The organism is Brevundimonas bullata (genome assembly GCF_003350205.1).
GTDB classification, from domain to species: domain Bacteria; phylum Pseudomonadota; class Alphaproteobacteria; order Caulobacterales; family Caulobacteraceae; genus Brevundimonas; species Brevundimonas bullata.
Genome location: NZ_QLLC01000001.1, coordinates 134,861 through 160,438, shown reverse-complemented (window position 1 = coordinate 160,438; position 25,578 = coordinate 134,861). Strand labels below are relative to the sequence as shown.

Annotated in this window: 29 protein-coding genes and 1 pseudogene; 17 read left to right on the top strand and 13 right to left on the bottom strand. The window is 66.2% G+C overall.

Annotated elements, in window-relative coordinates:
- The first annotated feature begins 43 nt into the window (after window positions 1–43).
- From DXK21_RS00810 to DXK21_RS00785, 6 genes are read left to right on the top strand one after another with little or no spacing between them, the layout of a single operon-like run.
- On the top strand, window positions 44–922 hold the full coding sequence (locus DXK21_RS00810) for a cytochrome c oxidase subunit 3 (RefSeq protein ID WP_114815884.1): 879 nt from the start codon (window positions 44–46) through the stop codon (window positions 920–922).
- 59 nt (window positions 923–981) lie between these two features.
- Window positions 982–1,329, top strand: a complete 348-nt coding sequence (locus DXK21_RS00805; RefSeq protein ID WP_170136941.1) for a DUF983 domain-containing protein — start codon at window positions 982–984, stop codon at window positions 1,327–1,329.
- Entirely contained in the window at window positions 1,326–2,054 is a 729-nt protein-coding gene (locus DXK21_RS00800; protein ID WP_114815883.1) for an SURF1 family protein, read from the top strand. Before DXK21_RS00805 ends, DXK21_RS00800 begins: the two co-directional genes overlap by 4 nt.
- 50 nt (window positions 2,055–2,104) lie before the next feature.
- Window positions 2,105–3,319 carry a M16 family metallopeptidase gene (locus DXK21_RS00795; protein WP_114815882.1) on the top strand — a complete coding sequence of 405 codons (1,215 nt, stop codon included), beginning with the start codon at window positions 2,105–2,107 and terminating at the stop codon, window positions 3,317–3,319.
- Between the two features lie 42 nt (window positions 3,320–3,361).
- Window positions 3,362–3,985 carry a GNAT family N-acetyltransferase gene (locus DXK21_RS00790; protein WP_114815881.1) on the top strand — a complete coding sequence of 208 codons (624 nt, stop codon included), beginning with the start codon at window positions 3,362–3,364 and terminating at the stop codon, window positions 3,983–3,985.
- Window positions 3,982–5,649: a putative bifunctional diguanylate cyclase/phosphodiesterase gene (locus DXK21_RS00785; RefSeq protein ID WP_114815880.1), complete on the top strand. Its 1,668-nt coding sequence runs from the start codon at window positions 3,982–3,984 to the stop codon at window positions 5,647–5,649. Before DXK21_RS00790 ends, DXK21_RS00785 begins: the two co-directional genes overlap by 4 nt.
- Before the next feature lie 215 nt (window positions 5,650–5,864).
- On the opposite strand, the gene DXK21_RS00780 is transcribed toward DXK21_RS00785, so the two are convergent.
- The gene (locus DXK21_RS00780) at window positions 5,865–6,434 is read right to left on the bottom strand and encodes a YqgE/AlgH family protein (RefSeq protein ID WP_114815879.1); all 570 of its coding nucleotides are present in this window, start codon (window positions 6,432–6,434) and stop codon (window positions 5,865–5,867) included.
- A 138-nt stretch (window positions 6,435–6,572) separates the two neighbouring features.
- Here DXK21_RS00780 and DXK21_RS00775 point away from each other — a divergent pair, with 138 nt between their 5' ends.
- Both DXK21_RS00775 and DXK21_RS00770 read left to right on the top strand, forming a co-directional pair.
- Window positions 6,573–7,061 (top strand): peroxiredoxin, encoded by a 489-nt coding sequence (locus tag DXK21_RS00775; RefSeq protein WP_114815878.1) that lies wholly within the window; start codon window positions 6,573–6,575, stop codon window positions 7,059–7,061.
- 23 nt (window positions 7,062–7,084) lie between these two features.
- Window positions 7,085–7,597, top strand: a complete 513-nt coding sequence (locus DXK21_RS00770; RefSeq protein ID WP_114815877.1) for a very short patch repair endonuclease — start codon at window positions 7,085–7,087, stop codon at window positions 7,595–7,597.
- On the opposite strand, the gene DXK21_RS00765 is transcribed toward DXK21_RS00770, so the two are convergent.
- From DXK21_RS00765 to DXK21_RS00745, 5 genes are all read right to left on the bottom strand, one after another.
- Window positions 7,489–9,414 (bottom strand): ATP-binding protein, encoded by a 1,926-nt coding sequence (locus DXK21_RS00765; RefSeq protein WP_114815876.1) that lies wholly within the window; start codon window positions 9,412–9,414, stop codon window positions 7,489–7,491. The genes DXK21_RS00770 and DXK21_RS00765 overlap by 109 nt on opposite strands.
- Before the next feature lie 66 nt (window positions 9,415–9,480).
- Window positions 9,481–10,512 (bottom strand): quinone-dependent dihydroorotate dehydrogenase, encoded by a 1,032-nt coding sequence (locus tag DXK21_RS00760; RefSeq protein WP_114815875.1) that lies wholly within the window; start codon window positions 10,510–10,512, stop codon window positions 9,481–9,483.
- Window positions 10,509–10,865: a DUF952 domain-containing protein gene (locus tag DXK21_RS00755; RefSeq protein ID WP_114815874.1), complete on the bottom strand. Its 357-nt coding sequence runs from the start codon at window positions 10,863–10,865 to the stop codon at window positions 10,509–10,511. Before DXK21_RS00755 ends, DXK21_RS00760 begins: the two co-directional genes overlap by 4 nt.
- Entirely contained in the window at window positions 10,862–11,359 is a 498-nt protein-coding gene (locus DXK21_RS00750; protein WP_114815873.1) for a SixA phosphatase family protein, read from the bottom strand. The genes DXK21_RS00755 and DXK21_RS00750 overlap by 4 nt, the downstream gene beginning before the upstream one ends.
- A gap of 10 nt (window positions 11,360–11,369) precedes the next feature.
- Window positions 11,370–12,140, bottom strand: coding sequence for a class I SAM-dependent methyltransferase (locus DXK21_RS00745; RefSeq protein ID WP_114815872.1), 771 nt, complete (start codon window positions 12,138–12,140; stop codon window positions 11,370–11,372).
- A 142-nt stretch (window positions 12,141–12,282) separates the two neighbouring features.
- On the opposite strand from DXK21_RS00745, the gene gloB reads away from it, so the two are divergent.
- The 3 genes from gloB (at window position 12,283) to DXK21_RS00730 (ending at window position 15,578) form a co-directional block, all read left to right on the top strand.
- Window positions 12,283–13,011 carry a hydroxyacylglutathione hydrolase gene (gloB, locus tag DXK21_RS00740; RefSeq protein ID WP_114815871.1) on the top strand — a complete coding sequence of 243 codons (729 nt, stop codon included), beginning with the start codon at window positions 12,283–12,285 and terminating at the stop codon, window positions 13,009–13,011.
- Between the two features lie 151 nt (window positions 13,012–13,162).
- A complete protein-coding gene (locus DXK21_RS00735; RefSeq protein ID WP_114815870.1) occupies window positions 13,163–14,368 on the top strand; it encodes a saccharopine dehydrogenase family protein in 1,206 nt (401 codons plus the stop codon).
- A gap of 37 nt (window positions 14,369–14,405) precedes the next feature.
- Window positions 14,406–15,578 carry a carboxynorspermidine decarboxylase gene (locus tag DXK21_RS00730; RefSeq protein WP_114815869.1) on the top strand — a complete coding sequence of 391 codons (1,173 nt, stop codon included), beginning with the start codon at window positions 14,406–14,408 and terminating at the stop codon, window positions 15,576–15,578.
- Window positions 15,579–15,615: 37 nt separating this feature from the next.
- On the opposite strand, the gene DXK21_RS00725 is transcribed toward DXK21_RS00730, so the two are convergent.
- The 5 genes and pseudogenes from DXK21_RS00725 to DXK21_RS00705 form a co-directional block, all read right to left on the bottom strand.
- Window positions 15,616–15,930, bottom strand: coding sequence for a YdeI/OmpD-associated family protein (locus tag DXK21_RS00725; protein WP_114815868.1), 315 nt, complete (start codon window positions 15,928–15,930; stop codon window positions 15,616–15,618).
- A gap of 401 nt (window positions 15,931–16,331) precedes the next feature.
- Window positions 16,332–17,084 carry a DUF4908 domain-containing protein gene (locus tag DXK21_RS00720; protein ID WP_245945010.1) on the bottom strand — a complete coding sequence of 251 codons (753 nt, stop codon included), beginning with the start codon at window positions 17,082–17,084 and terminating at the stop codon, window positions 16,332–16,334.
- Window positions 17,085–17,207: 123 nt separating this feature from the next.
- On the bottom strand, window positions 17,208–17,933 hold the full coding sequence (gene phbB, locus DXK21_RS00715) for an acetoacetyl-CoA reductase (protein ID WP_114815866.1): 726 nt from the start codon (window positions 17,931–17,933) through the stop codon (window positions 17,208–17,210).
- Between the two features lie 94 nt (window positions 17,934–18,027).
- Window positions 18,028–19,098, bottom strand: coding sequence for an NAD(P)-dependent alcohol dehydrogenase (locus DXK21_RS00710; RefSeq protein WP_114815865.1), 1,071 nt, complete (start codon window positions 19,096–19,098; stop codon window positions 18,028–18,030).
- A gap of 76 nt (window positions 19,099–19,174) precedes the next feature.
- Window positions 19,175–19,585, bottom strand: a pseudogene (locus tag DXK21_RS00705) (DUF72 domain-containing protein); the annotation flags it as partial.
- Between the two features lie 40 nt (window positions 19,586–19,625).
- On the opposite strand from DXK21_RS00705, the gene DXK21_RS00700 reads away from it, so the two are divergent.
- The 6 genes from DXK21_RS00700 to DXK21_RS00675 all read left to right on the top strand — a co-directional run bounded on the left by DXK21_RS00700 (window position 19,626) and on the right by DXK21_RS00675 (window position 23,935).
- Window positions 19,626–21,260, top strand: coding sequence for a recombinase family protein (locus DXK21_RS00700; RefSeq protein ID WP_114815864.1), 1,635 nt, complete (start codon window positions 19,626–19,628; stop codon window positions 21,258–21,260).
- Window positions 21,261–21,361: 101 nt separating this feature from the next.
- Window positions 21,362–22,096: a 3'-5' exonuclease gene (locus tag DXK21_RS00695; protein WP_162790551.1), complete on the top strand. Its 735-nt coding sequence runs from the start codon at window positions 21,362–21,364 to the stop codon at window positions 22,094–22,096.
- A gap of 42 nt (window positions 22,097–22,138) precedes the next feature.
- On the top strand, window positions 22,139–22,498 hold the full coding sequence (locus DXK21_RS00690; protein WP_211305941.1) for a helix-turn-helix domain-containing protein: 360 nt from the start codon (window positions 22,139–22,141) through the stop codon (window positions 22,496–22,498).
- A complete protein-coding gene (locus tag DXK21_RS00685; RefSeq protein WP_114815861.1) occupies window positions 22,498–23,142 on the top strand; it encodes an SOS response-associated peptidase in 645 nt (214 codons plus the stop codon). Before DXK21_RS00690 ends, DXK21_RS00685 begins: the two co-directional genes overlap by 1 nt.
- Before the next feature lie 38 nt (window positions 23,143–23,180).
- Window positions 23,181–23,396: a hypothetical protein gene (locus DXK21_RS00680; RefSeq protein ID WP_114815860.1), complete on the top strand. Its 216-nt coding sequence runs from the start codon at window positions 23,181–23,183 to the stop codon at window positions 23,394–23,396.
- 326 nt (window positions 23,397–23,722) lie between these two features.
- The gene (locus DXK21_RS00675) at window positions 23,723–23,935 is read left to right on the top strand and encodes a hypothetical protein (protein WP_114815859.1); all 213 of its coding nucleotides are present in this window, start codon (window positions 23,723–23,725) and stop codon (window positions 23,933–23,935) included.
- Between the two features lie 4 nt (window positions 23,936–23,939).
- Here the strand turns inward: DXK21_RS00675 and DXK21_RS00670 are convergent, their stop codons facing one another.
- Both DXK21_RS00670 and DXK21_RS00665 read right to left on the bottom strand, forming a co-directional pair.
- Window positions 23,940–25,181, bottom strand: a complete 1,242-nt coding sequence (locus DXK21_RS00670; RefSeq protein WP_114815858.1) for a Y-family DNA polymerase — start codon at window positions 25,179–25,181, stop codon at window positions 23,940–23,942.
- A complete protein-coding gene (locus DXK21_RS00665; protein ID WP_114815857.1) occupies window positions 25,181–25,555 on the bottom strand; it encodes a LexA family protein in 375 nt (124 codons plus the stop codon). The genes DXK21_RS00670 and DXK21_RS00665 overlap by 1 nt, the downstream gene beginning before the upstream one ends.
- Window positions 25,556–25,578: the final 23 nt, after the last annotated feature.

Sequence of the window (25,578 nt, the reverse complement as noted above, 5' to 3'; positions counted from 1 at the left end):
CCCTGATATAACGATCTCTCGCCTTAATTCAGAGACCCCTGGAATGGCCGACGCGCACGCTAAACCGCATCACGACTACCACCTGGTGGACCCGAGCCCGTGGCCGCTGATCTCGTCCATGGCCTCCGTGGTCATGTTCGTCGGCGCGGTCATGTGGATGAAGGGCCTGTTCGGTCTGCCCGAGGGCACCAAGTGGCTGTTCTTCGCCGGTCTGGCGGGCGTGCTGTTCGCCATGTACGGCTGGTGGTCGGACGTCATCAAGGAAAGCCAGAAGGGCGATCACACCCCGGTCGTCTCGATCGGCCTGCGCTACGGCATGATCCTGTTCATCGCCTCGGAGGTGATGTTCTTCGTCGCCTTCTTCTGGATGTTCTTCGACATGGCGATCTTCAATGAATCGCGCGCCCTGACGCCGGAAGTCGGCAACTGGATGGATACGGCCGCCGCCTGGAAGACCTGGCCGCCCAAGGGCGTGGAGCTGCTGGACCCCTGGGGCCTGCCGCTGCTGAACACCGTCATCCTGCTGCTGTCGGGCACGACCGTGACCTGGGCGCACCATGCGCTGCAAGTCGGCGACCGCAAGGCCGCCAAGACGGGTCTGCTGATCACCGTCCTGCTGGGCGTGATCTTCACCGGCGTTCAGGCCTACGAGTACCAGCACATCCTGCACGAGGGCTACTTCTTCAACGAAGCGGCCGCCCAGTCGGGTCTCTATGGTTCGGTCTTCTTCCTGACCACGGGCTTCCACGGCTTCCACGTCCTGATCGGCACCATCTTCCTGGCCGTCTGCCTGCTGCGTCTGCAGATGGGTCAGATGAGCCCTCAGAAGCACTTCGGTTTCGAAGCCGCCGCCTGGTACTGGCACTTCGTGGACGTGGTCTGGCTGTTCCTGTTCGCCTTCGTCTACGTCACCTTCGGGTGAAGCTGAGCGAGTCAGCCTCTGCACTTCAAACGGCGCGGGACGAACAGTCCCGCGCCGATTTGCTTGGCGGGCAGGCCGTTCGCGCCGGTCTCAGGGGACGTTGTCCGAACTGCGGGCAGGGGCGTCTGTTCCAGGGCTTCCTTAAGGTCCGCCCCGTCTGTGAAACCTGCGGCTACGACCTCGCCTCGGTCGAGACCGGCGACGGCGCCGCCACCTTCATCATGCAGATCGCCGGCTTCATCGTCGGCTTCTCGGCCCTGGCGGTCGAGATCGCCTGGCATCCCCCCATCTGGCTGCACCTGATCATCTGGCTGCCGCTGGTCGCCGCCCTGGCGCTGGGCCTGATGCGGCCGGGCAAGGGGCTGATGACCGCCTTGCAGATGCTGCGAACCCGAGACCCGAAATGACGACTGCCCCCCGCCCCCGTTTCCCCATCGTCCTGACCGTCCTCGCCGTCGCCCTGTTGGGCGTCCTGCTGGCGCTCGGCGTCTGGCAGGTGCAGCGGATGCAGTGGAAGGAAGGCCTGATCGACGGCGCCGAGGCCGCTGCGGGCCAGCCGCCCCTGTCGCTGGCCGAGGCGCTGAAGCTTGAGAACCCCGAGTTCCGCCGCGTGATCCTGACCTGCCGCGGTCTGGCGGCGGCGCCCTATGTCGAACTGCAATCCATCGAGAACAGCGACGCGGGTGTTCGTCTGGTTTCGGCCTGCCGCCCTGAAGGAACTGAGGGCGCTCCCGTCCTGGTCGATCGCGGCTTCGTCTCCGCCGACATCTCGGCCCGACCCACGGTGAACGCCGACGACACCATGCCTGTGGTCATCACCGGCGTCCTGCGCCGCGCCCCGGCCCCCAGCGCCCTGACCCCGCCGCCCGCCGAGGGCCGCTTCTACGGCCGCGACGCTGAGGCCATGGCCCGCGCCTTGAAGGTCGAGGGGCCGACCTCGCCCTTCACCGTCTTCGCCACGACCTCGACCAATCCCGACTGGGCCGCGCTGAGGCCCTCGGCGCCGCCCGCCGCCTTTACGAACAACCACCTGGGGTACGCCCTGACCTGGTTCGGTCTCGCCGTCGCCCTGATCGCCTTCTACGGGGTGCTGCTGCGCCGCCGCATGACCCGCAAGGACATAGAATCCTGACTGCTCGCCTTCACACCCTGTCCAACGGCGTCCGCGTCGTCTGCGACCCCATGCCCGGTCTGCGGACCTTCGCCTTGACCGTCGCCGTGCGCGGCGGGGCGCGGATGGAGGACGAGGCCCGCTCCGGCTGGTCGCACCTGCTGGAGCATCTGGTGTTCAAGGGCGCCGGCGACATGGGCGCGCGCGACATCGTCGAACGCATCGAGGCCGAGGGCGGCTCGATCAACGCCGCCACCGGCTATGAGCGCACCAGCTTCGAGATCCGCGCCCTGCACGGCTCCCTGCCTCTGGCCATGCAGATCGTCTCGGACCTGGTCTTCCGCCCCACGCTCGATCCTGCCGAGATCGTCCGCGAGAAGGACGTCGTGGCCCAGGAGATCGCCGAGGCCTTCGACACCCCCGACGACCACGTTTTCGAAATGGCCCAGACGCGCGCCTATGCCGGTCAGGCCCTGGGTCGGCCCATTCTGGGCACCGTCGACAGCCTGAAGGCCGCTGACCGCGCCGCCGTGGCCGACTGGCGCGCCCGGCTCTATTCCCCCGACCGCATGGTCGTCGCCGTGTCCGGCGCGGTGGACGAGAACGAACTGCTGGCCCTGGCCGAGCGCTGGTTCGGGCAGGAGGCGGCGACGCCGCTGGCCCCGCTCGCTTCCGCCGTCTTCGTCGGCGGCGAGGCCAAGCTGACGCGCAAGATCGAACAGGCCAACCTGGTCTTCCAGTTGCCGACCATGGGGGCGCTGGACCCGCGCCTCCCGGCCCTGCGTCTGTTCACCGAAATCCTCGGCGGCGGCATGGCCTCGCGCCTTTTCCAGAGCGCGCGCGAGGACCGGGGCCTGGCCTACGCCATCGACGCCTATCAGGAAGCCTATGAGGACGCCGGGCTGCTGGGCGTCTACGCCGGGGCCGCCGCCGACCGCGCGGTGGAACTGGCCGAGGTCAGCGCCGCCGAGCTGCTGGATCTGGCCGAGAAGGGCCCGACCGACGCCGAACTGTCGCGCGCCAAGGCCGTGCTGAACGCCACCCTGTGGATGGCCGACGAAAGCCCCGCCAGCCGCGCGGGCCGCAACGCCGCCCAGACCCTGATCTTCGGCGCGCCGGTCTCGTCGGAAGACAGCGCCGCCCGCATCCTGGCCCAGACCAGCGACGACCTGCGGGCCGTGGGCCGGTCCATGGTCGAAGCCGGGCGCTCGGCTACGGCGGTCCTGGGCCCCAAGGCGGCGGCGCCCGCAGGCGCGGCCTTCACCGCGCGTCTGGCCAACCGCTAAGTCGTGGCTGGCGTCGGCGGCGCATCTCGGTAATCTGCCGGCATGGCCCTGTTCGACTGGATGGCCGAGGCGACCGGACCCGTCCTGCGCGGACAGGGGGTCTTGCTGCGTCCGCCGCGCCCGTCCGATCACGCCGAATGGGCCGAGTTGCGCGGCGGGTCGCGCGACTATCTGCAGCCGTGGGAGCCGGCCTGGGCCGAGGACGACCTGACCCGCGCGGCCTTTCGACGGCGTCTCGGCGTCTATGCCCGCGAGATGGAGCTGGGCACGGCCTGGCCTCTGTTCATCTTTGATCCCGACGAAGAGCGGCTGATGGGGGCCATCACCCTGTCCAACATCCGGCGCGGCGTGGCCGAGACCGGAACCCTGGGCTACTGGATCGGCCAGCCTTATGCCGGGCAGGGCGTGGGCACGGCGTCGGCGCGCACCATGCTGGACTTCGCCTTTGGGGCGCTGAAGCTGCACCGCATCGAGGCGGCCTGCGTGCCGACCAACCACGCCTCGCGCCGGGTTCTGGAAAAGGCGGGCTTTCGCCATGAGGGACTGGCCAAAGCTTATTTGAAAATTAACGGCGTATGGGCAGATCATCTGCTGTTCGGCGTCATCAGGGACGAGTTCGTCCCGGACCCGGCAGCGTCCAGTTCTTACACCCAGGAAACGCTTTGAACACACGATCCAGAGCGCTGGCCTGGGACCCGACGACGGCGATCGAGGCGCTGGCCGCCGCCGACGCCGCCCTGTGGATCTGGACCCCCGCCGACGACCAGATCCGCTTTACCGGGGCAACCCGCGCGCTGGGCCTCGGGCCGCTGGCGCCGGAGTGTTCGGGCGCCGCCTTCGCCGCCCTGGCCATGCCTCAGGACCGCGCCCTGGCCGACCGCCTGCTCAAGCCCCAGGCAGAGGGGACCGAGATCGCTGTGCGCCTGCGGATGCGCGGCTGCGAGACCTGCCTGTGGCGCGGCGTCTGGCTGGAGGACGGCCTGCGCGCGGCGGGCGTCGTGGCGCTGGAGACCAAGTTCGCCGGGGCTGATCGCGACACCCTGACCGGCCTGCTGGATCGCCGTACCTTCCTGGTCCGCGTGGCCGAGACCCTAGCCCAGCCGGGGGATTATGAACTGGTGGTGGCCGACGTCGATCGTCTGCGCCGCCTGAACGAGGCCCTGGGCCATGAGCGGGCCGATCTGGTGCTGTCGGCCCTCGGATCGCGGCTGGCCGGGGCCTTTTCCAAGGACTGCTCGCCCGCCCGAATCGGCGAGGACGAGTTCGCCGTCCTGACCCGGCGCAGCGCCACCAGCGCCAGCGAACGCGTGCGCGAGGCGCTGGAACAGCCGCTGCGCGTGGCGGGCTTCGACATCTATCCGACCGTCTCCATCGGCGCTGTCGCCGCCGAGGGCGGACCGGACGCGCCCGACCCCGCCGAGCTGTTGCGCCGGGTCGAACTGGCGGTGGAACAGGCCAAGACGGCGGGGCGCGGCGGGGCGGCGGCCTATGGCCGGGCGCTGGAAACCGACAGCCTGTCGCGGCTGGCGCTGGAATCGGACCTGCGCAACGCCTTCGTGCGCGGCGAGATCGAGCCCTTCTACCAGCCCATCGTCAACCTGAAGACCGGGGCGGTGGCCGGGTTCGAGGCCCTGGTGCGCTGGCGTCACCCTCAGCGCGGCCTGGTGCCGCCCGACGACTTTTTGACCCTGGCCGACGAAATGGGCCTGATGAACGAACTGGGTCTGCTGATGATGACCCAGGCGGCGCGTCAGCTGGCCGAGTGGCTGCATCGCCACCCCGGCGCGGGCAAGCTGTTCTGCAGCGTCAACCTGTCGGTCGGCGAGATCGAGCGCGATCATCTGGTCGAGGACGTGGCCCGCATCATCCAGGAGACCGGCCTGCCGCGCGGCGCGCTGAAGCTGGAAGTCACCGAGGGCGATATCATGCGCGACACCGCGCACGCCGCCGAGGTGCTGACGAAGCTGCGCGAAGCGGGGGCCAGCCTGGCGCTGGACGACTTCGGCACCGGCTTCTCGTCCCTGTCCTATCTGGCGCGCCTGCCTTTCGACACGCTGAAGATCGACCGCTACTTCGTTCTGACGATGAACAAGGACGAGGGCTCGGCCAAGATCGTCAAGTCGGTCGTCAACCTGGGCCGTGACCTGTCGCTGGAAGTCGTGGCCGAGGGGGTCGAGAACGCCGAACTGGCGGGGCTGTTGCTGGAGGCGAGCTGCCACTACGGCCAGGGCTTCGGCTATGCGCCCGCCCTGCCGGCCCAGGAGGCCGAGGTCTATCTGAACGAGTCTCTGGCCGACGGATCGGCGCCGATCAAGGCGCGGTCGGCGTAGGTGTCCGCCTTCCCTCTCCCGGCGGGAGAGGGCTTGAGCCTCCAAGAGCGAAGCGATTGGTTAGGCGAAAGGGTGAGGGGCTACCCTTCAAGTAGGCGAGAGCCGTGGTGCGGCGGCTTGCGCCGACGGTTGCCGACGACCCTCACCCTTTCGCGCAAGAACGCTCGCTGACGCTCTCGTGCGCTCAAGCCCTCTCCCACCAGGAGAGGGGGGGGTTACGCCCGTCCGCTTTGCGCCGACAGGCGGGCGGCGTCGACGCCCAGGCCGGCCAGGGCGCGCGCCCACTTGGTCGTGTAGTCGGCGTCGAAGATCAGCGCGGGATCGGCGTCGGCGGTCAGCCAGACGTTTTCGCCGAGTTCTTCCTCCAGCTGCCCCTCGCCCCAGCCGGCGTAGCCCAGCAGCAGGATCGACTGGGCGGGACCGTCCTCGGCGTCGCTCATGGCGGTCAGGGCGTCGCGGGTGCCGGTCAGGGCCAGGCCGTCGCCGAAGCTCAGCGTGACCTCGCCATTGGTCCAGTCGTCGGTATGCAGGACAAAACCGCGCTCGCGCTCGACCGGCCCGCCGATCAGAACCGCCCGATCCGCCATGGCCTCCGAGACGGGCGTATCCAGCTTCTTCAGCACCTCGGACAGGGTGACGCCGGGCGCCGGCTGGTCCAGCCGCAGGCCCATGGCGTGCTCGTCGTCGTGGGCGCAGATCAGGATGACGGCGTGGCGGAAACGGTCGTCGTCTATGCCCGGCATGGCCACCAGAAGACGCCCGGTCAGGGAGGAGAAGGCGGTCATTTTCCTATCATCGGGCGGCGAGCGCCGCGACGCAAGGCGCGAGGGAACGAAGGGCGCTTGGCGATCCTTCTTCCCGTCTCTATCTGACAATTCGAACGCCGCCCGGATTCCCCGGGCCCTTCAGCCCGGAGACCCTGCATGACCATCCAGATCGGCGACCGTATTCCCGACGCGACCCTGACCACCATGACTGCCGACGGCCCCAAGCCGGTCACAACCAGCGAGCTGTTCGCGGGCAAGACCGTGGCCCTGTTCGCCGTCCCCGGCGCCTTCACCCCGACCTGCTCGGCGCGCCACCTGCCGGGCTATGTCGACAACCGCGCCGACCTGGCCGCCAAGGGCGTGGACACCGTCGCCTGCCTGTCGGTCAACGACGCCTTCGTCATGGGCGCCTGGGCCCAGGCCAATGACCTGAACGGCACGGACGACGTGGTCATGCTGGCCGACGGCAACGGCGACTTCACCCGCGCGGTCGGCCTGGCGTTGGACGCCAAGGGCTTCGGCATGGGCGAGCGTTCGCAGCGCTACTCGATGCTGGTCAAGGACGGCGTGGTCGATCAGCTGAACATCGAGCAGGGCGGCGAGTTCAAGGTGTCCTCGGCCGAGCACCTGTTGGCCCAGCTCTGATTCTGTCTGTCATGGGCTGAACCATGACAGACGTCTTCACCCCGGAAAAACGCAGCGCGGTCATGCGCCGGGTGAAGGGGCGCGACACCGCGCCCGAATGGAAGGTCCGGCGGATGCTGCCCGCCGCCGGGATCGGCTACCGTCTGGGCGGCTGCGGCCTGCCCGGACGGCCCGACGTGGTGATGAAGGGACGCAAGGTCGCTCTCTTCGTCCACGGCTGTTTCTGGCACGGCCACGACTGCCCGCGCGGGGCGCGCAAGCCTCAGGCCAACGCCGACTACTGGATCGCCAAGATCGACCGCAACCGCGCTCGCGATTCGCGGGTCGCGGCGGAGCTGACCGTCGGGGGCTGGCGGGTGCTGACGGTATGGGAGTGCCAGTTGCGTCAGTCGGGCTTCGCCGAGGAACTGGTCGCGCAGGTTCGGGGTCAGGCCGCTGCGCTCTGCGCCGCCTCGGCCGCCGCCGCCGCTTCCTCCAGCACCTGGGACAGGGCGCCGAGCAGCGATCCGGGCGTCAGCGGCTTGGACACGAAATAGTTCATCCCGGCGGCGGTGCAGGCGGCGATGTCCTCGGGCGCGGTGTCGGCGGTGACGGCGATGACCGGAACGGCGGCGTTCAGCCCGCCCCCGGCGCGCAGGCGGCGCGTGGTCTCGCGCCCATCCAGCTCCGGCATCCGCACGTCCATGAAGACGACGTCGAACTGGGCCCGCTCACAGGCCTCCAGCGCCGCCAGACCGTCCTCGGCCATGGCGATTTCGCAGTCGAGGGATTGCAGGATCAACTGGATGGCGCGGCGGTTGATGGCGTGGTCGTCGACGACCAGAACGCGCAGCGGCGACTCGGTGGGTTCGTTCTCTGACAGCTCGACTTCCATCGTCGCCGCCGTCTCGGGCGCTGGTGCGGGCTCCAGCGCAGGCTCTAGCGCGACTTTTGGCTCAGGTCTTGGCGCGGTGATGACGGGCCGGGCCAGGGCGCGGGTGATCGTGGCGCGGGCCCCGGGCTCCAGGCCGGGAGGCGAGGCCTCGCCCTCGGCGCCGCGCGGCAGGATGACCGACAGGGTGAAGACCGATCCCTGGCCCGGCGTGCTGCGCACCGTCAGGCGACCGCCCATCAACTCGATCAGGTCGCGACTGATGGCCAGGCCCAGGCCTGATCCGCCGAAGCGGGCGGCGACCCCCTCGGTCGTCTGGTCGAAGGGCGTGAACAGGCGAACGAGCTGCTCGGGCGTCATCCCGGCTCCGGTGTCCTCGATGTCGATCAGCAGGACATGGGCGCCGTCCTCGTCCGGCCAGGCGTTCAGGCGCAGGGTGATGGCCCCGTCGTCGGTGAACTTCATGGCGTTGGAGATCAGGTTGTTCAGCACCTGACGCAGGCGCATGGCGTCGCCGCGCACCATCTGGGGCAGGGTGCGGGCGCCCTCCAGCCGCAGGCGCAGCCCCTTGGCGCGGGCCGGGCCAGCCCACAGGCGGGCGGTCTGGGACAGCAGGTTGCGCAGGTCGAAGTCGCGGCTCTCGATGCTCATCCGTCCGGCGTCCAGCCGGGCGTGATCCAGCAGGTCGTCGAGCAGTTCCTTCATCATCAGACCGGCGTCGGTGATCAGGGCCACCTGCGGACGCGCCGCGCCGGACTTGACGCCGCGATCCAGTTCCTCGGCGCCGGTCAGGATGGCGCTGATCGGGGTGCGCAGGTCATGAGCGACGGCGGCCAGGAAGGCGCTGCGGCTTGCCATGGCCGTCTCGATTTCCTTGTGCTTGCGATCGGCCTCAAGGCGAGCCGTGGTCTCGGCGCGATTGGCGCGGAACAGGGTCCGCCGCGTGTTCAGGCAGAAGACGGTGTAGGACAGGATGCCGACCGCCACGGCGGTGACGACATGGGGCGGGGCGCCCATCTGGGCCATGAACAGCGGCGTCAGGGCGAAGATCGCCAACTGGGGCAGGACGGTGCAGGCGAAGATCCGCATGGAGCCCGCCGACATGATCACCGAGTTGATCATCCCCGCAGACAAGAGCACGGCGCTGGCGATGCCGCCCATCGGACCGCCGACGATCCAGAGCGGAATGGCGATGACGCCAAAGAAGCCCGCGTTCAGGATCAGCACCAGATCGCCATAGACCCCGCGCCATCCGGTCGGCGCCTGGACGCGGCCCGCGACGACGGGGGCGAAGACCTCGGCCTCTAGAAACTGGATCAGGACGTACATCGCCATCCAGGTCGCGCTGAAGCGCCAGCCCAGCATGGGGCTGAACACCAGGGCGGTGGCGGCGCCCATGACGAGGCGCTGCAACATGGCCTTGCGGCGTTGTCGGATAGCGGGCGCCCAGATGGCTTGGGCGTCGGCGGCGATCTGCGTCATGCGACTTTCCGAGCAGGCGAATTCGCCTATCGGACCGATGATGCAGCGGCTTGCCCTAATGCTCCGTCAACGGCCGACGGCTTCGGAAATATGGGCAAAGCCCTCGGCGCGCAGGCGGGCGGCCAGGTCGCGCTTGATGGCGCCGACCAGGCCGGGGCCGTCATAGATGAGGGCGGAATAGATCTGCACCGCACTGGCGCCCGCGCGGATGCGGGCATAGGCGTCCGCGCCGCTCTCGATGCCGCCCACCGCGATCAGGGGCAGACGCCCGGCGGCGGCCTCGGCGGCGGCTTCCAGAGCTTTTTGCGCGAAGGGTTTCAGCGGCGCGCCCGACAGACCCCCGGCTTCGTTCGCATGGCTGGACTTCAGCGTGGAGGGGCGTTCCAGCGTCGTGTTGGACACGATCAGGGCGTCGATCCGGTGGGCCAGCGAGGCCTCGACGATCATGCCGATCTCTTCGCCGATCAGGTCGGGCGCGATCTTCAGGAAGACCGGCGCGCCATCGGTCGGGCGGGCCTCATGGATGCGGCCCAACAGGTCGTCCAGCGCCTCGCGGCCCTGAAGGGCGCGCAGGCCCGGCGTATTGGGCGAGGAGATGTTGATGGTGAAATAGTCGGCCAGACCCGCCAGACGACGCAGACCCGCGACATAGTCGGCCGCCTTGTCCTCGGTGTCCTTGTTGGCCCCCAGATTGGCGCCGATGGCCGTGCGCTTCGGACGATGGGCCAGACGCGCGGCGAAGGGCTCCAGCCCCTCGTTGTTGAAGCCCATGCGATTGATGATGGCCCGGTCTTCGGACAGGCGGAACAGGCGCGGCTTGGGGTTTCCCGGTTGCGCGCGCGGCGTGACCGAGCCGCATTCCACGGCGCCGAAGCCGAGCCGCGACAGGCCGTCCAGGGCCTCGCCGTTCTTGTCGAGCCCCGCCGCCAGACCGACCGGGTTGGCCATCTCCAAACCGGCGATGCGGGTCTTCAGGATCGGATCATCGGCGCCGGGCGCGGGCAGGGGCGCAACCTGAAGGGCGCGGATGGCCAGGCGGTGCGCCGTCTCAGGGTCCATCTGGCGCAGGATGACAGCGCCGAGGTCGGTCAGGCTCATGGAAGCTCGCTCAGGATCATCTCGCCCGCGTCCGTCACCGACAGGGCGCGCGCGCCCCGCGTCGCTGCGACCGGCAGGGGGCCGTAGATATGGGGGAACAGGGCGCCGCCGCGCGACGGCTCCCAGATCAGGGTCTCGCCGAGGGCGTCGAGATCGACCTCGACCAGCATCAGGTCGCTCTGGCCCGCATAGTGCTTGGCGGCGGTCACGGCCAACTGGTCGGCGGCGGACAGGTGGATATAGCCGTCGGCGTGATCGACCGGCGAGCCGTCATAGGCGCCCTCGGCCAGGGTCGCGCGCCAGTCGGCCCGGCTCAGGATCTTGAAGGCCGTGGTCGGCAGGGCGTCGGTCATTTTTCCAGATCGTGCGGCGTCAGCCAGCCTTCATAGGTGGGCCGTCCCGCGACATCGACGGTGAAGATGGCCGCCGCCCCGGTCGGGAAGCCGCCGCTCATCTTGTCCATGACGCCGGGCGAGGCGGCGCTCTCGATCAGGTATTCGACCGCCAGCTGATGCACGCCCGGATTGTGCGCCACCAGCAGCAGGCAGCCCGCCTGATCCTCGGCGGCCTCGACCGCGCGACGCAGCGTATCCGATGAGGCGTTGTAGAGGGCGGGCGACAGATGCACCTCGACGTCGCCCATGGCTTCACTGACCTCATCCCAGGTCTGCCGCGTGCGCCGGGCGCTGGACACCAGGGCCGTGTCGGGACGCAGGCCGCGCTCGGCCAGGGCCTTCCCCATGGCCAGGGCGTCGGCGCGTCCATGCTTGGACAGGGGGCGGTCGATGTCGCCGCCGGGGGCGCTCTTCTCGGCCTGGGCGTGACGCATGATGATCAGTCGCTGCATGAGGCTCGCCTTAAGGCCGTTTGCCTTCGCCGACCAGAGCATGGGCGGGCGGCCCATGGTCGCGCGAGGCGGGGGAGGGGGTCAGGGCGGGGCGTCCCGCCAGCACCGTTTGCGCCAGACCCTGCGGCCGGATGCGGACGTAGGACTGCCGCGCAGCCTCCAGCATGATCAGGCCCGCCGCTCCCGGAAACACCCAGCGCCCTACCTGCTCGATCCCATCGGCCATCGGCAGCAGGGGCCGCCACGGCGGGACATAGAGGGTCTGCGACCAGGCCGAGGGCTCCAGCCCGACCTCGCGCACCAGCCGCTCCAGCTGGCCGCGCGTAAAGGGGCGGCCATGGCCGAAGGGGGTGGTCTCGGCCCGCGCCCACATCCCGCCGCGCGCCGCCGTGGCCAGGATGATGCGACCGGCGGGGGCCAGGGCCCGCACAGCCTCGGTCAGCAGGGCTAGGGGATCGTCGGCCTCTTCCAGGGCGTGAACCAGAAGGATGCGGTCGAAGCTGCCCGCCGCGAAGGGCAGGCGTCTTTCGTCCACCAGCAGGGTGCGGTTGCGCCCCGCCGTCGCCCATTGCTCGGCGCCCTGTCCGCCCGGCATGGCGGCGATGACGCGCCGCGCCCCGACGAAACCGTCCAGCCAGGGCGTGGCGTAACCCAGGCCCAGGACGTCGCAGCCCTCGGCCTCGCCCCAGGCGTCCTCCAGCCGCCGCGCCAGCATGCGCCGCGCCAGCGCCCCGGTCGGCTCGCCGTAGAAGGTGCGAAGATCGTCGATGCTGCGGCGCATTTTTCTCATTCACGCTCTATTCGCTGCGCTCATCGCTCCGTGGGGGCGGCGAACGATCGCCGACGCCCGGTCGGGCTTTGGGCAGCAGAGCTGCTTATTGCTACTATAGTCCCTGGACGGCCCTCGCTGCTAGGATGCGCCCATGACCCTGACCGTGCGCCAGTTCGCCTGCCTGTCCGACAACTACGGCTTCCTGATCCGCGACGAGGCGACCGGGATGGTCGCGACCGTGGACACGCCGGACGCCGAGGCCGTCCTGGCCGAGATCGAGGTCTCCGGCTGGGGGCGGCTGGACCTGATCCTCAACACCCACTGGCACCCCGACCACACCGGCGGCAACGAACGGCTGAAGGCCGAGACCGGCTGCGAGATCGTCGGCCCGGAAGAGGTCCGCCGCGCCGCGCCTCTGGACCGCGTCGTGGTCGACGGCGACCTGGTGCGTCTGGGCGAGACAGTGTTCGAGGTTACGGCCGCGCCGGGGCACACCCTGGGTCACGTGGTCTATCGGTCGATCAAGGACGACCTGGCCTTCGTCGGCGACGTCATCTTCGCCCTGGGCTGCGGCCGTCTGTTCGAAGGCTCGCCGGAACAGATGTGGGACAGCCTGAACCGCATCGCCGCCTGGCCGGAAACCACCACCCTCTACTGCGCCCACGAATACACGGCGTCCAACGCCCGCTTCGCCCTCAGCCTGGACGACCGACCGGAGATGAAGGCCCACGCCGAGGCCGTCTTCGCCGCCCGCGAACGCGGCCAGCCGACCGTGCCGACCACGGTCGCGGCCGAGCGCCGTTTCAACCCCTTCCTGCGCGCGGCCGACGCCGCCGACTTCGCCGCCCGACGCGCCGCCAAGGACGGGTTCAAGGGCTAGGATTCAAGGCGAGGGCGCCCGGGCGGGGCGCCGCCGCAACCCCTGGGACACGCGACCGTTAGCGATCCTGTCATCATCGTGTTAAGAGCCCCGCCCTTTATAGCGGCGGCGGTGTCGCCAAAGCCTTTCAGACTTCTAGGAGAAGCCACACATGAGCAGGGTGCTGGTTATCGGTGCAGGCGGCGTCAGCTCTGTCGCCGTCCACAAGATGGCGATGAATGCGGACATTTTCTCGCATATCACCCTGGCGAGCCGCACGAAGTCCAAGTGCGACGCCATCGCCGAATCCGTGAAGTCGCGCTTTGGCGTGACCATCGACACGGCCCAGATCGACGCCGACGACGTCGCCGCGACCACGGCCCTGATCCAGTCGGTCAAGCCGGCGCTCGTGGTCAACCTGGCCCTGCCCTATCAGGACCTGGCCATCATGGAGGCCTGTCTGGCCGCCGGCGTCAACTATCTCGACACGGCCAACTATGAGCCGCGCGACGAAGCCAAGTTCGAATACAAGTGGCAGTGGGCCTATCAGGACAAGTTCAAGGAAGCAGGCCTGATGGCGCTGCTCGGCTCGGGCTTCGACCCCGGCGTGACCTCGGTCTTCGCCACCTACACCAAGAAGCACCTGCTGGACCGGATCGACACGCTCGACATCCTGGACTGCAACGGCGGCGACACGGGTCTGCCCTTCGCCACCAACTTCAACCCGGAAATCAACCTGCGCGAAGTGACCGCCAATTCGCGTCACTGGGAAAACGGCCAGTGGGTCGAGGGCCCGGCCCTGAGCCACAAGCAGGCCTTCGATTTCGAGGGCGTGGGTCAGAAGAACATGTACCTCATGTACCATGAGGAACTGGAGTCGCTGGCCAAGTTCTACCCGGAAATCAAACGTATCCGCTTCTGGATGACCTTCGGCGACAGCTACCTGAAGCACCTGGAGGTGCTGGAAAACATCGGCATGACCTCGATCGAGCCGATGATGTTCCAGGGCCGCGAGATCATCCCGATCGAGTTCCTGAAGGCCCTGCTGCCGGAACCCTCGTCGCTGGGGCCGATCACCAAGGGCAAGACGAACATCGGCACCATCGCCACGGGCGAGAAGGACGGCGTTCAGAAGACCTTCTACGTCAAGAACATCTGCGACCACGAAGCCGCCTATGCCGAAACCGGCAACCAGGCTGTCAGCTACACCACGGGCGTTCCGGCCATGATCGGCGCGGCCATGATGCTGACCGGCACGTGGAAGGGCGAAGGCGTCTTCAACATGGAGCAGCTGGACCCCGATCCCTTCATGGACATGCTGAACAAGCATGGCCTGCCGTGGACCGTGGAAGAGCTGGACGCCCCTCTCGCGTTCTAAAATGCTCGCCTTCTAGAGACCTGAGTAAAAAGACGACATGGAAACCAAGGCCGGCGATCCCGGAGCCTTTGCTCACTTTGATCTGAACCGCGTCGCCTCGCCCGCCTTCGTGGTGGACGAGGTCGCGGTGCGGCGCAATCTGGCCGTGCTGAAGGACGTGCGCGACCGGGGCCATGCCCGGGTCCTGCTGGCGCTCAAGGCCTTTTCCATGTGGTCGCTGGCGGACGTCGTCGGGGAATACCTCGACGGCGTCTGCGCCTCCGGTCTGTGGGAGGCGCGGCTGGCGCGTCAGTTCTACAAGGGCGAACTGACCACCTATTCGCCCGCCTACAAGGCCGAGGATCTGCCTGAGATCCTGCGCCTGTCCGACCACGTCATCTTCAACTCGCCGGATCAGGTCACGCGCTTTTCCGACCTGATCGCCAAGGCGCGGGCCGAGGGCGAGGTCTTCGAGATCGGCCTGAGGCTGAACCCCGAACATTCCGAGGGCGAGGTCGCCAAGTACGACCCGGCCCAGCCCTGCTCGCGTCTGGGTTTCCCGGTGTCGCAGCTGAAGCCCGAGCATATGCAGGGCGTCGACGGCCTGCATATCCACGCCCTGTGCGAACAGGATTTCGAGCCCCTGGCCCGCATCTGGGCGGCGGTGGAGCCGAAGCTGGCCCCGCTGCTGGGCGGGGTGAAGTGGCTGAACCTCGGCGGCGGCCACCACGTGACCCGCGCCGACTACCAGACCGACGCCCTGGTCGCCTTCCTGAACCAGATCGCCGAACGCCACGGGGTGCAGGTCTATCTGGAGCCGGGCGAGGCCGTGGCGCTCGACGCCGGCATCCTGATAGGCGAGATCCTCGACGTCTTCGACAACGGCATGCCCATCGCCATCACCGACATTTCGGCCACCTGTCATATGCCGGACGTGATCGAGGCTCCCTATCGCCCGGCCATGCTGCATGAGCCCGAGGACGGCGTCAGGGTGCGCCTCGGCGGCCCGTCCTGCCTGGCCGGGGACATCATCGGCGACTACGTCTTCGCCGAGCGCCCTGTGCCCGGCACGCGCCTGGCCTTCCTCGATCAGGCCCACTATTCGATGGTGAAGACCAACACCTTCAACGGCGTCCCCCTGCCGTCTATCGCCCTGTGGAACAGCGCCACGGACGAGCTGCGGATGGTCAAAGCGTTCGACTGGACGGAATTCCGCGACCGCCTGTCCTGATCGTCCCGCGCGGGCCGCTTGGCCGTCTGTTTAGGGACTAGGGGCGGTCCTTCGCCTTCCCGTCGATCAGAACGGCCTGCTGCCAGGGGCTGGGCGCCTTGTCGGTGCGGTGGATGCAGCCGACCCAGCAGCAGGGCCGCTTCTTGCCCTCCAGCAGTTCCTCGACCGTGCGTTCGATGCGGCGCTGGCGCGTCTTGGGCTGCTTGGCGTCCTCGACCCAGCAGATGAACTCGTTGCGCCCCAGCGGCGTCAGCGCCTTCCACAGGTCGAAGACCGCCGGCTCCGCCCGCAAGGCCGCCTGTAGGTCGTCGCCCGCGTCATGGACGACGCCCTGCGGAAAATCACTCGCCATTGAAGCCTCCGCCCTCGACGAAGCCGGAGCTTGGCGGCGGGGCCTGGGAATGTCCACTGCCGGACGGGAGGCGGAGTTCATCAAAGGGTGGTTAGCGGACGTCTCGCATGCAAATCTGGAGCCATGTGGACAGTTCAACACACACCAGAAGAAGTGGCTCGGTGCCTACGAGACTTCATCGACGGCACTGGCGGCGAGTGGGATTGGGACGACTTCGCAAGCGTCACGATCAAGGATCAGGCTCTCGAAAGCATCCGCCAGCGGGCTACTCGAACTGAGCCAGTGAAGGCTGACATTGAGCAGCTTCGGAAACTATTGGCAGAAGCTGAAGCGCTGTGCGTTAAGCCTACTAATGTCCGCTAAGGGGCGCCTGCGACCCGCTCAACCGCCGCTCCCAGCCGTCAGTCCTGGGGGATCACCGCGCGGATGACGCGGGCGGAGGAGGGGCGGCCGGCGATGCCGCGTCTGGGGTCGACCACGACGCGCAGGTCGCCTTGGGAATAGCTGACCGAGGCGCGTGAGCCCTCGACCACGGTGATGCTGCGCAGCCGGTCCAGGAAGGGGCGGGCGCTGGGCGAGCGGGCGATGCGGACCACGGCGTCGGTGGTGACGATCAGGGCCTCGATGCACAGGGCCTCGGATTCCTCGCCGGACAGGTTGATGCGGATCAGCCGGCCCATGGCGTCGCTGACCAGGCCGCTGCGGCGGGTCATCAGGTTGAACATCTGCACCGGGCCGAGGCTGGTCGGCTCCAGGCTGACGGCGGGGCCGGCCTGGGACACGGGCGAGCCGCCGGGGTTGCGGCTGGTATAGACGGTGATGCCGCCGGAGGGCGTGACGCGCAGCACCTGTTCGCCCGCATCATTGCGATAGATGGTGTCGCCGCGCGGGGCCGAGGAGGGGCGCAGGGCCCAGGTCTCGTTCGAACGATCAAAGCGCAGCAGGGTCAGCGACCCGGCGCGGTCCAGCACAAAGCCCTGACCCGCCTCGGACACATAGCGGGCGGGGGGCGGCACGCTGCGGGTCACGGTCTGATCGCGGATGGTGCGGCTTTGTTCGGCCTGGGCGTTGGAACGCAGCTGCGCCGCCGCCGGACTGGCCGCCAGACAGGCGGTCAGCAGCATCAGGGCGGCGAGGTCCAGGCGCAGGCCCACGACCGTCCTGGCGCGCGGCGCCAAGACGGCGAAGCATGGCGGATTCTCCGCCTCAACCTCGACCGTTGCCATCATGACACTAGTGGTGGAACGCCCGAACGGCGGATTTTAGGCAAAGCGGATTTAGCCAACCAGGTACTGGCCGCCGTTCAGCGACAGGGTGCAGCCTGTGACATATCCGGCACGTTCGCCCGAAAGCCAGGACACCATGTCGGCGATTTCCTCGCCCTTGCCCAGACGCCCGACGGGGATCTGGGCGATGATGCTGTCCAGCACCTTCTGGTCCATGGCCCCGACCATTTCGGTGTCGATATAGCCGGGGGCGATGCAGTTGACGGTCACGCCCTTGCGGGCGTTTTCCAGCGCCAGCGCCTTGGTGAAGCCGATCATCCCGGCCTTGGCGGCGGAATAGTTGGCCTGGCCGATCTGGCCCTTCTGACCGTTGATCGAGGAGATGTTGACGATGCGGCCGAAGCCCCGGTCGCGCATGCCGTTGATCACCTGGCGCGTCATGTTGAAGACGCTGTCCATGTTGACCCGGATGACGTCCGACCACTGGTCGTGGCTCATCTTGTGGAAGAAGCCGTCGCGGGTGATGCCGGCGTTGTTCACCAGGGTGTCGATGGGGCCCAGTTCGGCCTCGACCTCCCGCACCGCCCGCTCGCAGTCTTCGAACGAGCCGACATTGCCCTTGATGACCATGACGCCCAGTTCGCGCGCGGTTGCGGCCGCCGCCTCATCATTGCCGGAATAACCAGCGGCGACGGCCATGCCGTCTTCTCTCAGCCGCTGAACGATCGCCTTGCCTATGCCCCGGGTTCCACCCGTGACCAACGCCACTCGCGCCATGATCCGCTCCCCATATTGGACGACGCCCCATCAACGTCGTCCTTACCCTCTGGAACAAGCCTTAGCTTGGCAAGCGTCGCAGGAGAAGACGCCGTTACGCGGCCTGGTCAATCTGGGCCATGTCGATGACGAAGCGATAACGCACGTCGGACTTCTCCATCCGGGCATAGGCCTCGTTGATCTGATGCGGGGCGATGGTCTCGATGTCGCAGACGATGCCGTGCTGGGCGCAGAAATCCAGCATCTCCTGGGTCTCGCGGATGCCGCCGATCAGGCTGCCGGCGACGCTGCGCCGACGCCACAGCAGGGGCAGGGCGAAGACCGGCAGGCCCTCGGTCGTCAACCCCAGCATGACCATGGTCCCGTCGCGCGCCAACAGGTTCAGGTGGCTGGCGATTTCGTGCGTGGCTGACACCGTGTTGATGATCAGGTCGAAGTTCTCGGCCGCCGCCTTCATGGCGGCCTTGTCGGAATTGATCAGGAAATGTCTGGCGCCCATGCGCTCGGCGTCGGCGCGCTTGCGGTCCGAGGTCGACAGGACGGTGACTTCGGCGCCCATGGCGACCGCTAGTTTCACAGCCATGTGACCCAGGCCGCCCAGGCCGACGACCGCCACCTTGGACCCCGGCCCGACCTTCCAGTGGCGCAAGGGGCTGTAGGTGGTGATGCCCGCGCACAGCAGGGGGGCGGCGGCATCCAGCGGCAGGCTGTCGGGAATGGACAGGACATAGGCCTGATCGACCGTGATCCGGTCGGAATAGCCGCCCTGGGTGATGGTCTGGCCGACCTCGGCGCCCTTGGGGTCGGGCGAGCCGTAGGTCTGGGTCATGCCGGGGACGCAGTACTGCTCCTCACCGCCCTGGCAGGAGGAACAGGTGCGGCAGCTGTCGACCATGCAGCCGACGCCGACGCGGTCGCCTTCCTTGAAGCGCGTGACATGGGCGCCGACCGCCGTCACCACGCCCGCGATCTCATGGCCCGGCACGAGCGGATAGACGGAGCCGCCCAGGTCGTTCTGAACCGCGTGCAGGTCGGAGTGGCAGACTCCGCAGTATTTGATGGCGATGGCCACGTCGTCCGGGCCGGGATCGCGGCGCTCGAAGCTGTAGGGGCTCAGCGGCTGGTCGGCTGCGGTGGCGGCGAAGGCGCGGGCGGCGATCGGCATGGGACGTCCTCAAGCTCGGCGGGAAGGCGCGCCGCAGATGGGACGCGCCCCGTGGGGCCGCAAGACGACCCGGCGGCTATTTCAGCTTTGCGATCAGCGCCTGGGCCGCCGCCGGGTTCCGCACCTTGGCCCCGGAAATGAAGTAGGCGAAGACGTCGCCGCGCGCGGCCCAGGCGCGGGTCTGGGCCGCGACGGCGTCCAGTTCCTCGGAGGTCATGCCCGTCGGCTCGTCCTCGCGGCTGGACATCAGCCGGGCATAGGTAAAGTCAGCGGTGGCCTCGTCGATCTGGGGCCAAGTCGGCTCCTCGTCGTCGACGGTATAGACGATGGCCGCGCCGTAGTGGCGCGCCAGGTCATAGAATTGCTCGCAGGCGAAGGTCGGGTTGCGGACTTCCAGTGCGTGACGCAGCCGCACCCCGTCCTTTTCCTGGGGCAGCAGCTTGAGGAAGCCCTCGAAGTCTTCGGCGTCAAACTTCTTGGTGCCCATAACATGGATGACTATTATTTCGCTCGTGGTATGAGCGAGTATGGTTAAGAAGCCAACAGCCTACGCCTACAGCCGAATCAGCACCCGCGCGCAATTGAAGGGCGACGGTCTACGGCGCCAGTTAGCAGCGGCGCTCGAATGGGCTGAAGAGCATCCCGACATCGAGTTTGACCCTACGTTTGTGGATCGCGGGATATCAGCGTCGGTCGGTCTTCATCGCGAGACGGGCAAGCTCGGCGTTCTTTTGAACATGATAGAGGCCGGGACCATCCGGTCGGGCGATTACCTTCTTGTCGATGAATTCTCGCGACTGACCCGCGAGATCGAGAGCGAAGCCCTTCACCTTCTGACGTCGATTATTCGGAAAGGCGTCAACGTCGTCACTCTGGTCGATGGCGAGGTTTACCACAAACACTCGACGTCCCTTGAACTGATGCGGGCGTTGTTCACGATGTCCAACTCCCACAACGAGAATAAGGAACGGACCCGTAAAGTCGCAAAGGCTTGGGCTGAGAAGCGTGAGGAAGCTCGCCTAACCGGTAAGAAGCTCTCCCGCCGTGGACCGGCGTGGACCGTCTTCAACGAGCGGACCAAGCACTTTGACCTGATCGGCGACCGGGCCGACATCATCCGGGGCATCTTCGCCGAGTGCATCGACGGGCTTGGGATCACGGCCATCGCCCAACGGCTGAACGCCAACAAGGTGGAACCCTTCGTCGCCGGATCGGACGGCTGGCATCAAGGCTATGTCCTCACCATCCTCCGGTCACCCTCGGTAATGGGGTTCTATCAACCGACCCTAACCAGCCAGCGCGCGCATAAGCGGATGCTTCGCCAGCCTGACGGTGACCCGATCCCTAACTATTATCCGAAGGTCGTTGACGAAGAGACCTTCGACCGCGCGCAGGCGATGATCGCCTTGCGAAACAAACGTGGAGGAGGCGCAGGTCGTAGAGGGAAGCGGTTCCCAAACCTTATCATGGGGATGGGTAAATGTGAGGCATGCGGCGGGACGCTCGTCGTCACGAACCACCCGAACTCGGCCCGTGTCCGATCCTTCCGATGCTATCAGGCCAACCGCAAACAGAACTGCGACAACCGTCAGACCTACCTGTGTTCTGATGTCGAAGAATGGCTGACCGTTTTCCTTATGGAAGCCCGGATGGAAGCGGCTCAACCCCTACCAGATCAAACGGACCTGACGCACAAGCTGTCCGCTCGCCGTGCCATTCAGGTCAAGATCGACAACCTCAATGATACCATCGAAGCTGCCGAACGAGGCGAGGACGTCAGTTCGACGCGCATCCGCTTGGCTGAACGCCAAGCCGAAGCGTCCAAACTGGACAAATTGATCGAAGACCTTCGGACCATGCTGAAACACCAGACCCGGATGGTTGGTGTTGATGCGGTCGAAGAGGCGGCGAAATGGATGGATAGCCTTCGCGACGAAGACACCGAAGACATCTACCGAAACCGGGCGAAGGCGAATGCAATTCTTTTGGCGCTCTATGACACGATCATGCCAGTCGAAGGTGGCCTCTACATTCTGTCAAACGGCAAAGGCTGGTTCGTTAACGATGAAATTTACGCTGAACTCGACGTCGAAGATAGGCGGCCGATCACCCGCAAAGAACTTGAAATGAGCGCCACTTGGACGAAAACCACGATGATTTAGAGTCGTGTCGGGGGAGCAAATGGCGAGACGGCAGTAGTAGAAATCTGGATGACATAACGATTCTTTGGGCGACAATGCCCCCTTCCCAACCCGGAGGTCTCTTGAGCCAGCACGCCATCGTCTTCGACCTTGAAACTGTTCCCTGCACGGAGACGCTCGCCCGCCTTCACGGCCGCGAAGCCCTCACCGACGATGAGGCTGTCGAAATCCTTGGCGACAAATTCCCCAAGCTTCCGCTCCACAAGGTTGCCGTGCTTGCCGCCCTCGTGGCCGAGCGCGTCGATGGCGTCTGGCGCGTCAAATCACTCGGCGCCCCACATATTGGGGAGCGGGCCGAGATTGATCTGATCTCGGCTTTTGCCGCCCGCGTGGACACCCTCCGGCCGACGCTCGTCACCTTCAACGGAAACGGTTTCGATCTGCCTGTCTTGCGATATCGGGCGATGGTCAACGGGATCGCGGCATCGGGTCTGACCTCCCGGCCCTACTTCAAGCGCTACGATCAGGCCCACGTCGATCTGTGTGACGAACTTGCCAGCTTCCAGTCGAACGCCAAGGCATCGCTGGATGACCTGTGCAAAATGATGGGATTGCCCGGAAAGCCCGATGGGATTGATGGTTCAAAGGTCTGGGAGCACGTCCGAGCAGGTCGCATTCAAGAATGCGCCGACTACGGCGAGACTGATGTCGTGAACACCTACCGGGTTTGGCTCCGCTACGAACTCTTCCGTGGCGCTATCACGCCAGAACAGATGTCGGAGAGCGAAGCTGACCTTACCTCGTTCATTCGGGCACGCATAAGTGAACGACCGCACCTTGCATTCCTCGTGGCGTGACGCTTCGGCCCTGATCGCAACTCGCGGATTGGTTGAGCCGAAGTGTCGCGCTATACGCGAACAATGCCTACAAACGTCGCATCAGAGATCGATCTCCAAATTGGAAAGACTGTCCGCACCCGTCGTGAGAAGGCCGGGCTGACACAGGCCGATCTTGGTCACGCAATAGGCGTCACCTTCCAGCAAGTTCAGAAATATGAGCGGGGCACCAACCGAGTGTCGGCGGCTGCTATGGTCAGGGTTGCCGAGGCTCTCAAGTGCAGCGTCGCGGACCTCTATGATGACCCCGACCCAAGCGGCAGCAGCGTATCTGAACGCACTATCCTGAAACTCTGGGGGAAGCTTCGAGACGCGGAACGCGATGCGGTCGTCGCCATGATCCGCGAGTTCGTGAAGCGGTAATGTGCGGGCGGTTCGAGACAACCGGGAAATTCACATGGGCCGAAATCCATGAGGCTCTCTCCACCATCGCGCCCGTCACCACGCCACCCCTGAACCTCCAGCCCGACGACGATGTTCGTCCCACGACCATGCAAACCACTGCACGGCTGGAAAGCGACGGCTGGGTGGTCGAAAGGATGCGATGGGGCCTCGTGCCCTTCTGGCGGTCGGGCAAGCCTCTCAAGGATACGGAGAAGGGCAGAGACGACGGTTTCAAGCTCTCGACCTTCAACGCACGATCCGAGACCTGCGCTGGCACCTCCACCTTCCGTGAGGCGTATGCCAAACGCCGCTGCATCATCCCTGCAAGCGCATGGTTCGAATGGACCGGCAGTAAGGGAGCCAAGATCAAACACCGCTTCGCTCGGACCGATGGCGATCTCCTATGGTTCGCCGGGCTATGGGATCGCGTCATCACTCCTGATGCGGGGGAGTTCGGATCGTTCACGATCCTCACCGGACCATCGGAAGGATGGATGGGCGACTATCACACGCGGGCGCCGGTCATCCTCAACCCGCACAATTGGGAAGCGTGGCTGAACCCTTCCGTAGACGCTCGTGACTTGTTCGCGGCGGTGCGGCCAGAACGGTTCGTGGTCGGCTGACTCGATGACGATCAACACAGTTTGCGATATTGCGACCCATGGTTTCTTTCGACGATCTCGCCGCCGGTAGTGACATCCACATCGTGGTTCCGCTGGCAGGAGCGATCCTGATCCAACCTCGGCCAGACTGTGAGGAAGAGTTCGATACGCTCGTCGCGCACCTCTACGAGGTTGAGGATCGCGGGTTCGCCATCTTCCCGAAGATGGGGCCAGCCGGGTTCTATGCGTCGGCCGAGGTCATGCGGCTGAACTGATCGCGCCGTCCGCCTGAAGGTTCGCGGACACCGCGTTGTCGTCCGGCTCGTCCGATTTGGCGGCAATAGATGCGCCACATTCGAGTCCAGCAGCACGGCGATCTAGGTCATCGCAATGCCCTTCAATAGCCGCCAGCGTCTGGGCGTCCGTTACCCACCGGGACAATGCACGAAAGCGAACAGATTGTTCTCGTAAGCTTTTTACTTCAGACGACATTCCCTCCCAACCCCCAAACGAACTTGGGGTTCTGGCGCAGCTTGATCTTAATACGGAACGAAGCGCTGCCATATTTGCATCGCGCTCGCGCTACGCTTAAAATTGTCGAATGATTACATTCGCCGACTTGCAGAAAGATGGTGAGGTCTACTTTTCCCGCGAGCGTGACGGCTCGTGGACGATCCACCCGAGGCTTGGTTTCGAACAGGAGTTCGACCGGTTCGTTGCGTCCCTTCAGGACATGACGGTTCGCGACTTCGCGCTGTTCCCCCGGCTCGATGAAAACAAGCTCTACGACTGTGCCGAGATCATCCCCGTCTAGCGGTCTACGCTCGCACTTCCATCAGTTCGGTGAACCGCGTCGTGAATCGAGGTGACCGATTGTTCGCCCGCGTGGACCACGGCTTCACCGGGCGTATCCCGCCCGGCCGCAATGTCCCCCGTCCAAACTTCGCGTTCACGGAATCCAGCGCCGTCATCAGCTTCTCGGACTTGATCGGATCGACGGTCGGCAGGAGGTCGCGGGGCGCATCAGCCTCTGCCTGAAGGTCCAGCAGGATCACCCCGGCCTTGGCGTAGCGCGTGTTGGGCTTCCACATCGACCGGCCCGCTGCGACGGCCTGACCTATGATCGCGAAACTGTCCGCAGTCGGCTCGATCTCAAACGAACGCTGGCCATGATACCAAGGATCGCCGTTGTGCGGATGCGTGTGGAAGAACACCTGCATCGCATTGGCCACCAGCCCATGCTTGCGACACTTCTCCGCAGCGCGTGCAGCGTGGGCCGCTAGTGCCTCGCGCATGTCCTCCCACGTCTCAACCGGGCGCCCGAACATCCGCGTCACCGCCACCGTTTGCTTCTGATCGGGAGCGAGGGTCAGCGGCATACAGGACACGCCGTTGAGTTCGGCATGGGTCCGCTGGCCGGTGACGGTCATGAGTTTCCTGACGCTGGCGGACGGGAGCGCTGCGAACTGCTCGACCGTATGGATGCCGAGGTTGTTCAGCTTCGTTTGACTGGCGCCCCCCACGCCCCAGATTTCGCCGATTGGCATTTCGGCAAACCCCTGACGGCGGGCGTCGAGATCACTGAAATCAGATACGCCGGTCGGCCCGCCCTTGGCGTGCTTGTTCGCCAACTTCGCCAGCGTCTTCGTCGGCCCGATGCCGATGCATGTTGGAATCTTGGTGATCTGGCGGACGCTATCTCGGACGCGGCGGCAGTAGTCCACGCGGGCGAACTGCGTCAGGTCCAAGAACATCTCGTCGATGCTGTAGGGTTCGACCCTCTGGAAATGGTCGGACAAAACTTCGAAAACGCGGCGGCTCATGTCGCCATACAAAGCGTAGTTCGAGCTTTTCGCGATGACGTTCCGATACTCTGGCTTCCGCTTCGAAAGGTGCCAGACCTCACCCATCTTGATCCCGAGGGCCTTGCTCTCGGCAGAGCGCGCTATGGCGCAGCCGTCGTTGTTCGACAGCACGATCACCGGCTTGCCAATGAGCGTCGGGTCAAAGGCCCGCTCGCAGGAGACGTAGAAGTTGTTGCCGTCGATTAGGCCGAACATCAGACATCCGTCCGAACCAGCGCGGCGATCATGGCCCAGACCTCGGTGTCGTCGGACAAGGGCTGGGGCGTTTGGTTCGAAGGCTCCAGCCACCATTGGCCGTCCTTCTCCATCAGCACCGCCAGCACCACGTCGCCATGCAGGAAGGCCACGCAGACCTTGCCGGTGATCGGCGGGGCGTCGGTTGTCACCACGAGGATGTCCCCGCCGTGGATGCCGCGCTTTCGAAGGCCCTCGCCCTTGACCCTGACTGCGTATCGCTGAGGTCGCCGTAGCTCCAGAAGCTCGGCGAGATCGGGCACGCCTTCGATGTGATCCTGTGCCGGGCTTTGGAAGCCCGTCGTCTCGTCGCCCCGATATGCCCTCTCGCTCATAATGAGAACGTATGGGGAACATT

Bases quoted from the DNA above. Each gene is read 5' to 3' on its own strand.
- DXK21_RS00755 (WP_114815874.1), bottom strand. From the start codon at position 10,865: ATGACCGACGCCCTGCCGACCACGGCCTTCAAGATCCTGAGCCGGGCC.
- DXK21_RS00675 (WP_114815859.1), top strand. From the start codon at position 23,723: ATGATTACATTCGCCGACTTGCAGAAAGATGGTGAGGTCTACTTTTCC.
- DXK21_RS00780 (WP_114815879.1), bottom strand. From the start codon at position 6,434: ATGACCGCCTTCTCCTCCCTGACCGGGCGTCTTCTGGTGGCCATGCCG.
- DXK21_RS00790 (WP_114815881.1), top strand. From the start codon at position 3,362: ATGGCCCTGTTCGACTGGATGGCCGAGGCGACCGGACCCGTCCTGCGC.
- DXK21_RS00800 (WP_114815883.1), top strand. From the start codon at position 1,326: ATGACGACTGCCCCCCGCCCCCGTTTCCCCATCGTCCTGACCGTCCTC.
- phbB (WP_114815866.1), bottom strand. From the start codon at position 17,933: ATGGCGCGAGTGGCGTTGGTCACGGGTGGAACCCGGGGCATAGGCAAG.
- DXK21_RS00795 (WP_114815882.1), top strand. From the start codon at position 2,105: ATGCCCGGTCTGCGGACCTTCGCCTTGACCGTCGCCGTGCGCGGCGGG.
- DXK21_RS00685 (WP_114815861.1), top strand. From the start codon at position 22,498: ATGTGCGGGCGGTTCGAGACAACCGGGAAATTCACATGGGCCGAAATC.
- DXK21_RS00765 (WP_114815876.1), bottom strand. From the start codon at position 9,414: ATGACGCAGATCGCCGCCGACGCCCAAGCCATCTGGGCGCCCGCTATC.
- DXK21_RS00665 (WP_114815857.1), bottom strand. From the start codon at position 25,555: ATGAGCGAGAGGGCATATCGGGGCGACGAGACGACGGGCTTCCAAAGC.
- DXK21_RS00745 (WP_114815872.1), bottom strand. From the start codon at position 12,140: ATGCGCCGCAGCATCGACGATCTTCGCACCTTCTACGGCGAGCCGACC.
- DXK21_RS00770 (WP_114815877.1), top strand. From the start codon at position 7,085: ATGACAGACGTCTTCACCCCGGAAAAACGCAGCGCGGTCATGCGCCGG.
- gloB (WP_114815871.1), top strand. From the start codon at position 12,283: ATGACCCTGACCGTGCGCCAGTTCGCCTGCCTGTCCGACAACTACGGC.
- DXK21_RS00700 (WP_114815864.1), top strand. From the start codon at position 19,626: ATGGTTAAGAAGCCAACAGCCTACGCCTACAGCCGAATCAGCACCCGC.
- DXK21_RS00760 (WP_114815875.1), bottom strand. From the start codon at position 10,512: ATGAGCCTGACCGACCTCGGCGCTGTCATCCTGCGCCAGATGGACCCT.
- DXK21_RS00670 (WP_114815858.1), bottom strand. From the start codon at position 25,181: ATGTTCGGCCTAATCGACGGCAACAACTTCTACGTCTCCTGCGAGCGG.
- DXK21_RS00710 (WP_114815865.1), bottom strand. From the start codon at position 19,098: ATGCCGATCGCCGCCCGCGCCTTCGCCGCCACCGCAGCCGACCAGCCG.
- DXK21_RS00725 (WP_114815868.1), bottom strand. From the start codon at position 15,930: ATGGCGAGTGATTTTCCGCAGGGCGTCGTCCATGACGCGGGCGACGAC.
- DXK21_RS00810 (WP_114815884.1), top strand. From the start codon at position 44: ATGGCCGACGCGCACGCTAAACCGCATCACGACTACCACCTGGTGGAC.
- DXK21_RS00730 (WP_114815869.1), top strand. From the start codon at position 14,406: ATGGAAACCAAGGCCGGCGATCCCGGAGCCTTTGCTCACTTTGATCTG.
- DXK21_RS00735 (WP_114815870.1), top strand. From the start codon at position 13,163: ATGAGCAGGGTGCTGGTTATCGGTGCAGGCGGCGTCAGCTCTGTCGCC.
- DXK21_RS00775 (WP_114815878.1), top strand. From the start codon at position 6,573: ATGACCATCCAGATCGGCGACCGTATTCCCGACGCGACCCTGACCACC.
- DXK21_RS00750 (WP_114815873.1), bottom strand. From the start codon at position 11,359: ATGCAGCGACTGATCATCATGCGTCACGCCCAGGCCGAGAAGAGCGCC.
- DXK21_RS00680 (WP_114815860.1), top strand. From the start codon at position 23,181: ATGGTTTCTTTCGACGATCTCGCCGCCGGTAGTGACATCCACATCGTG.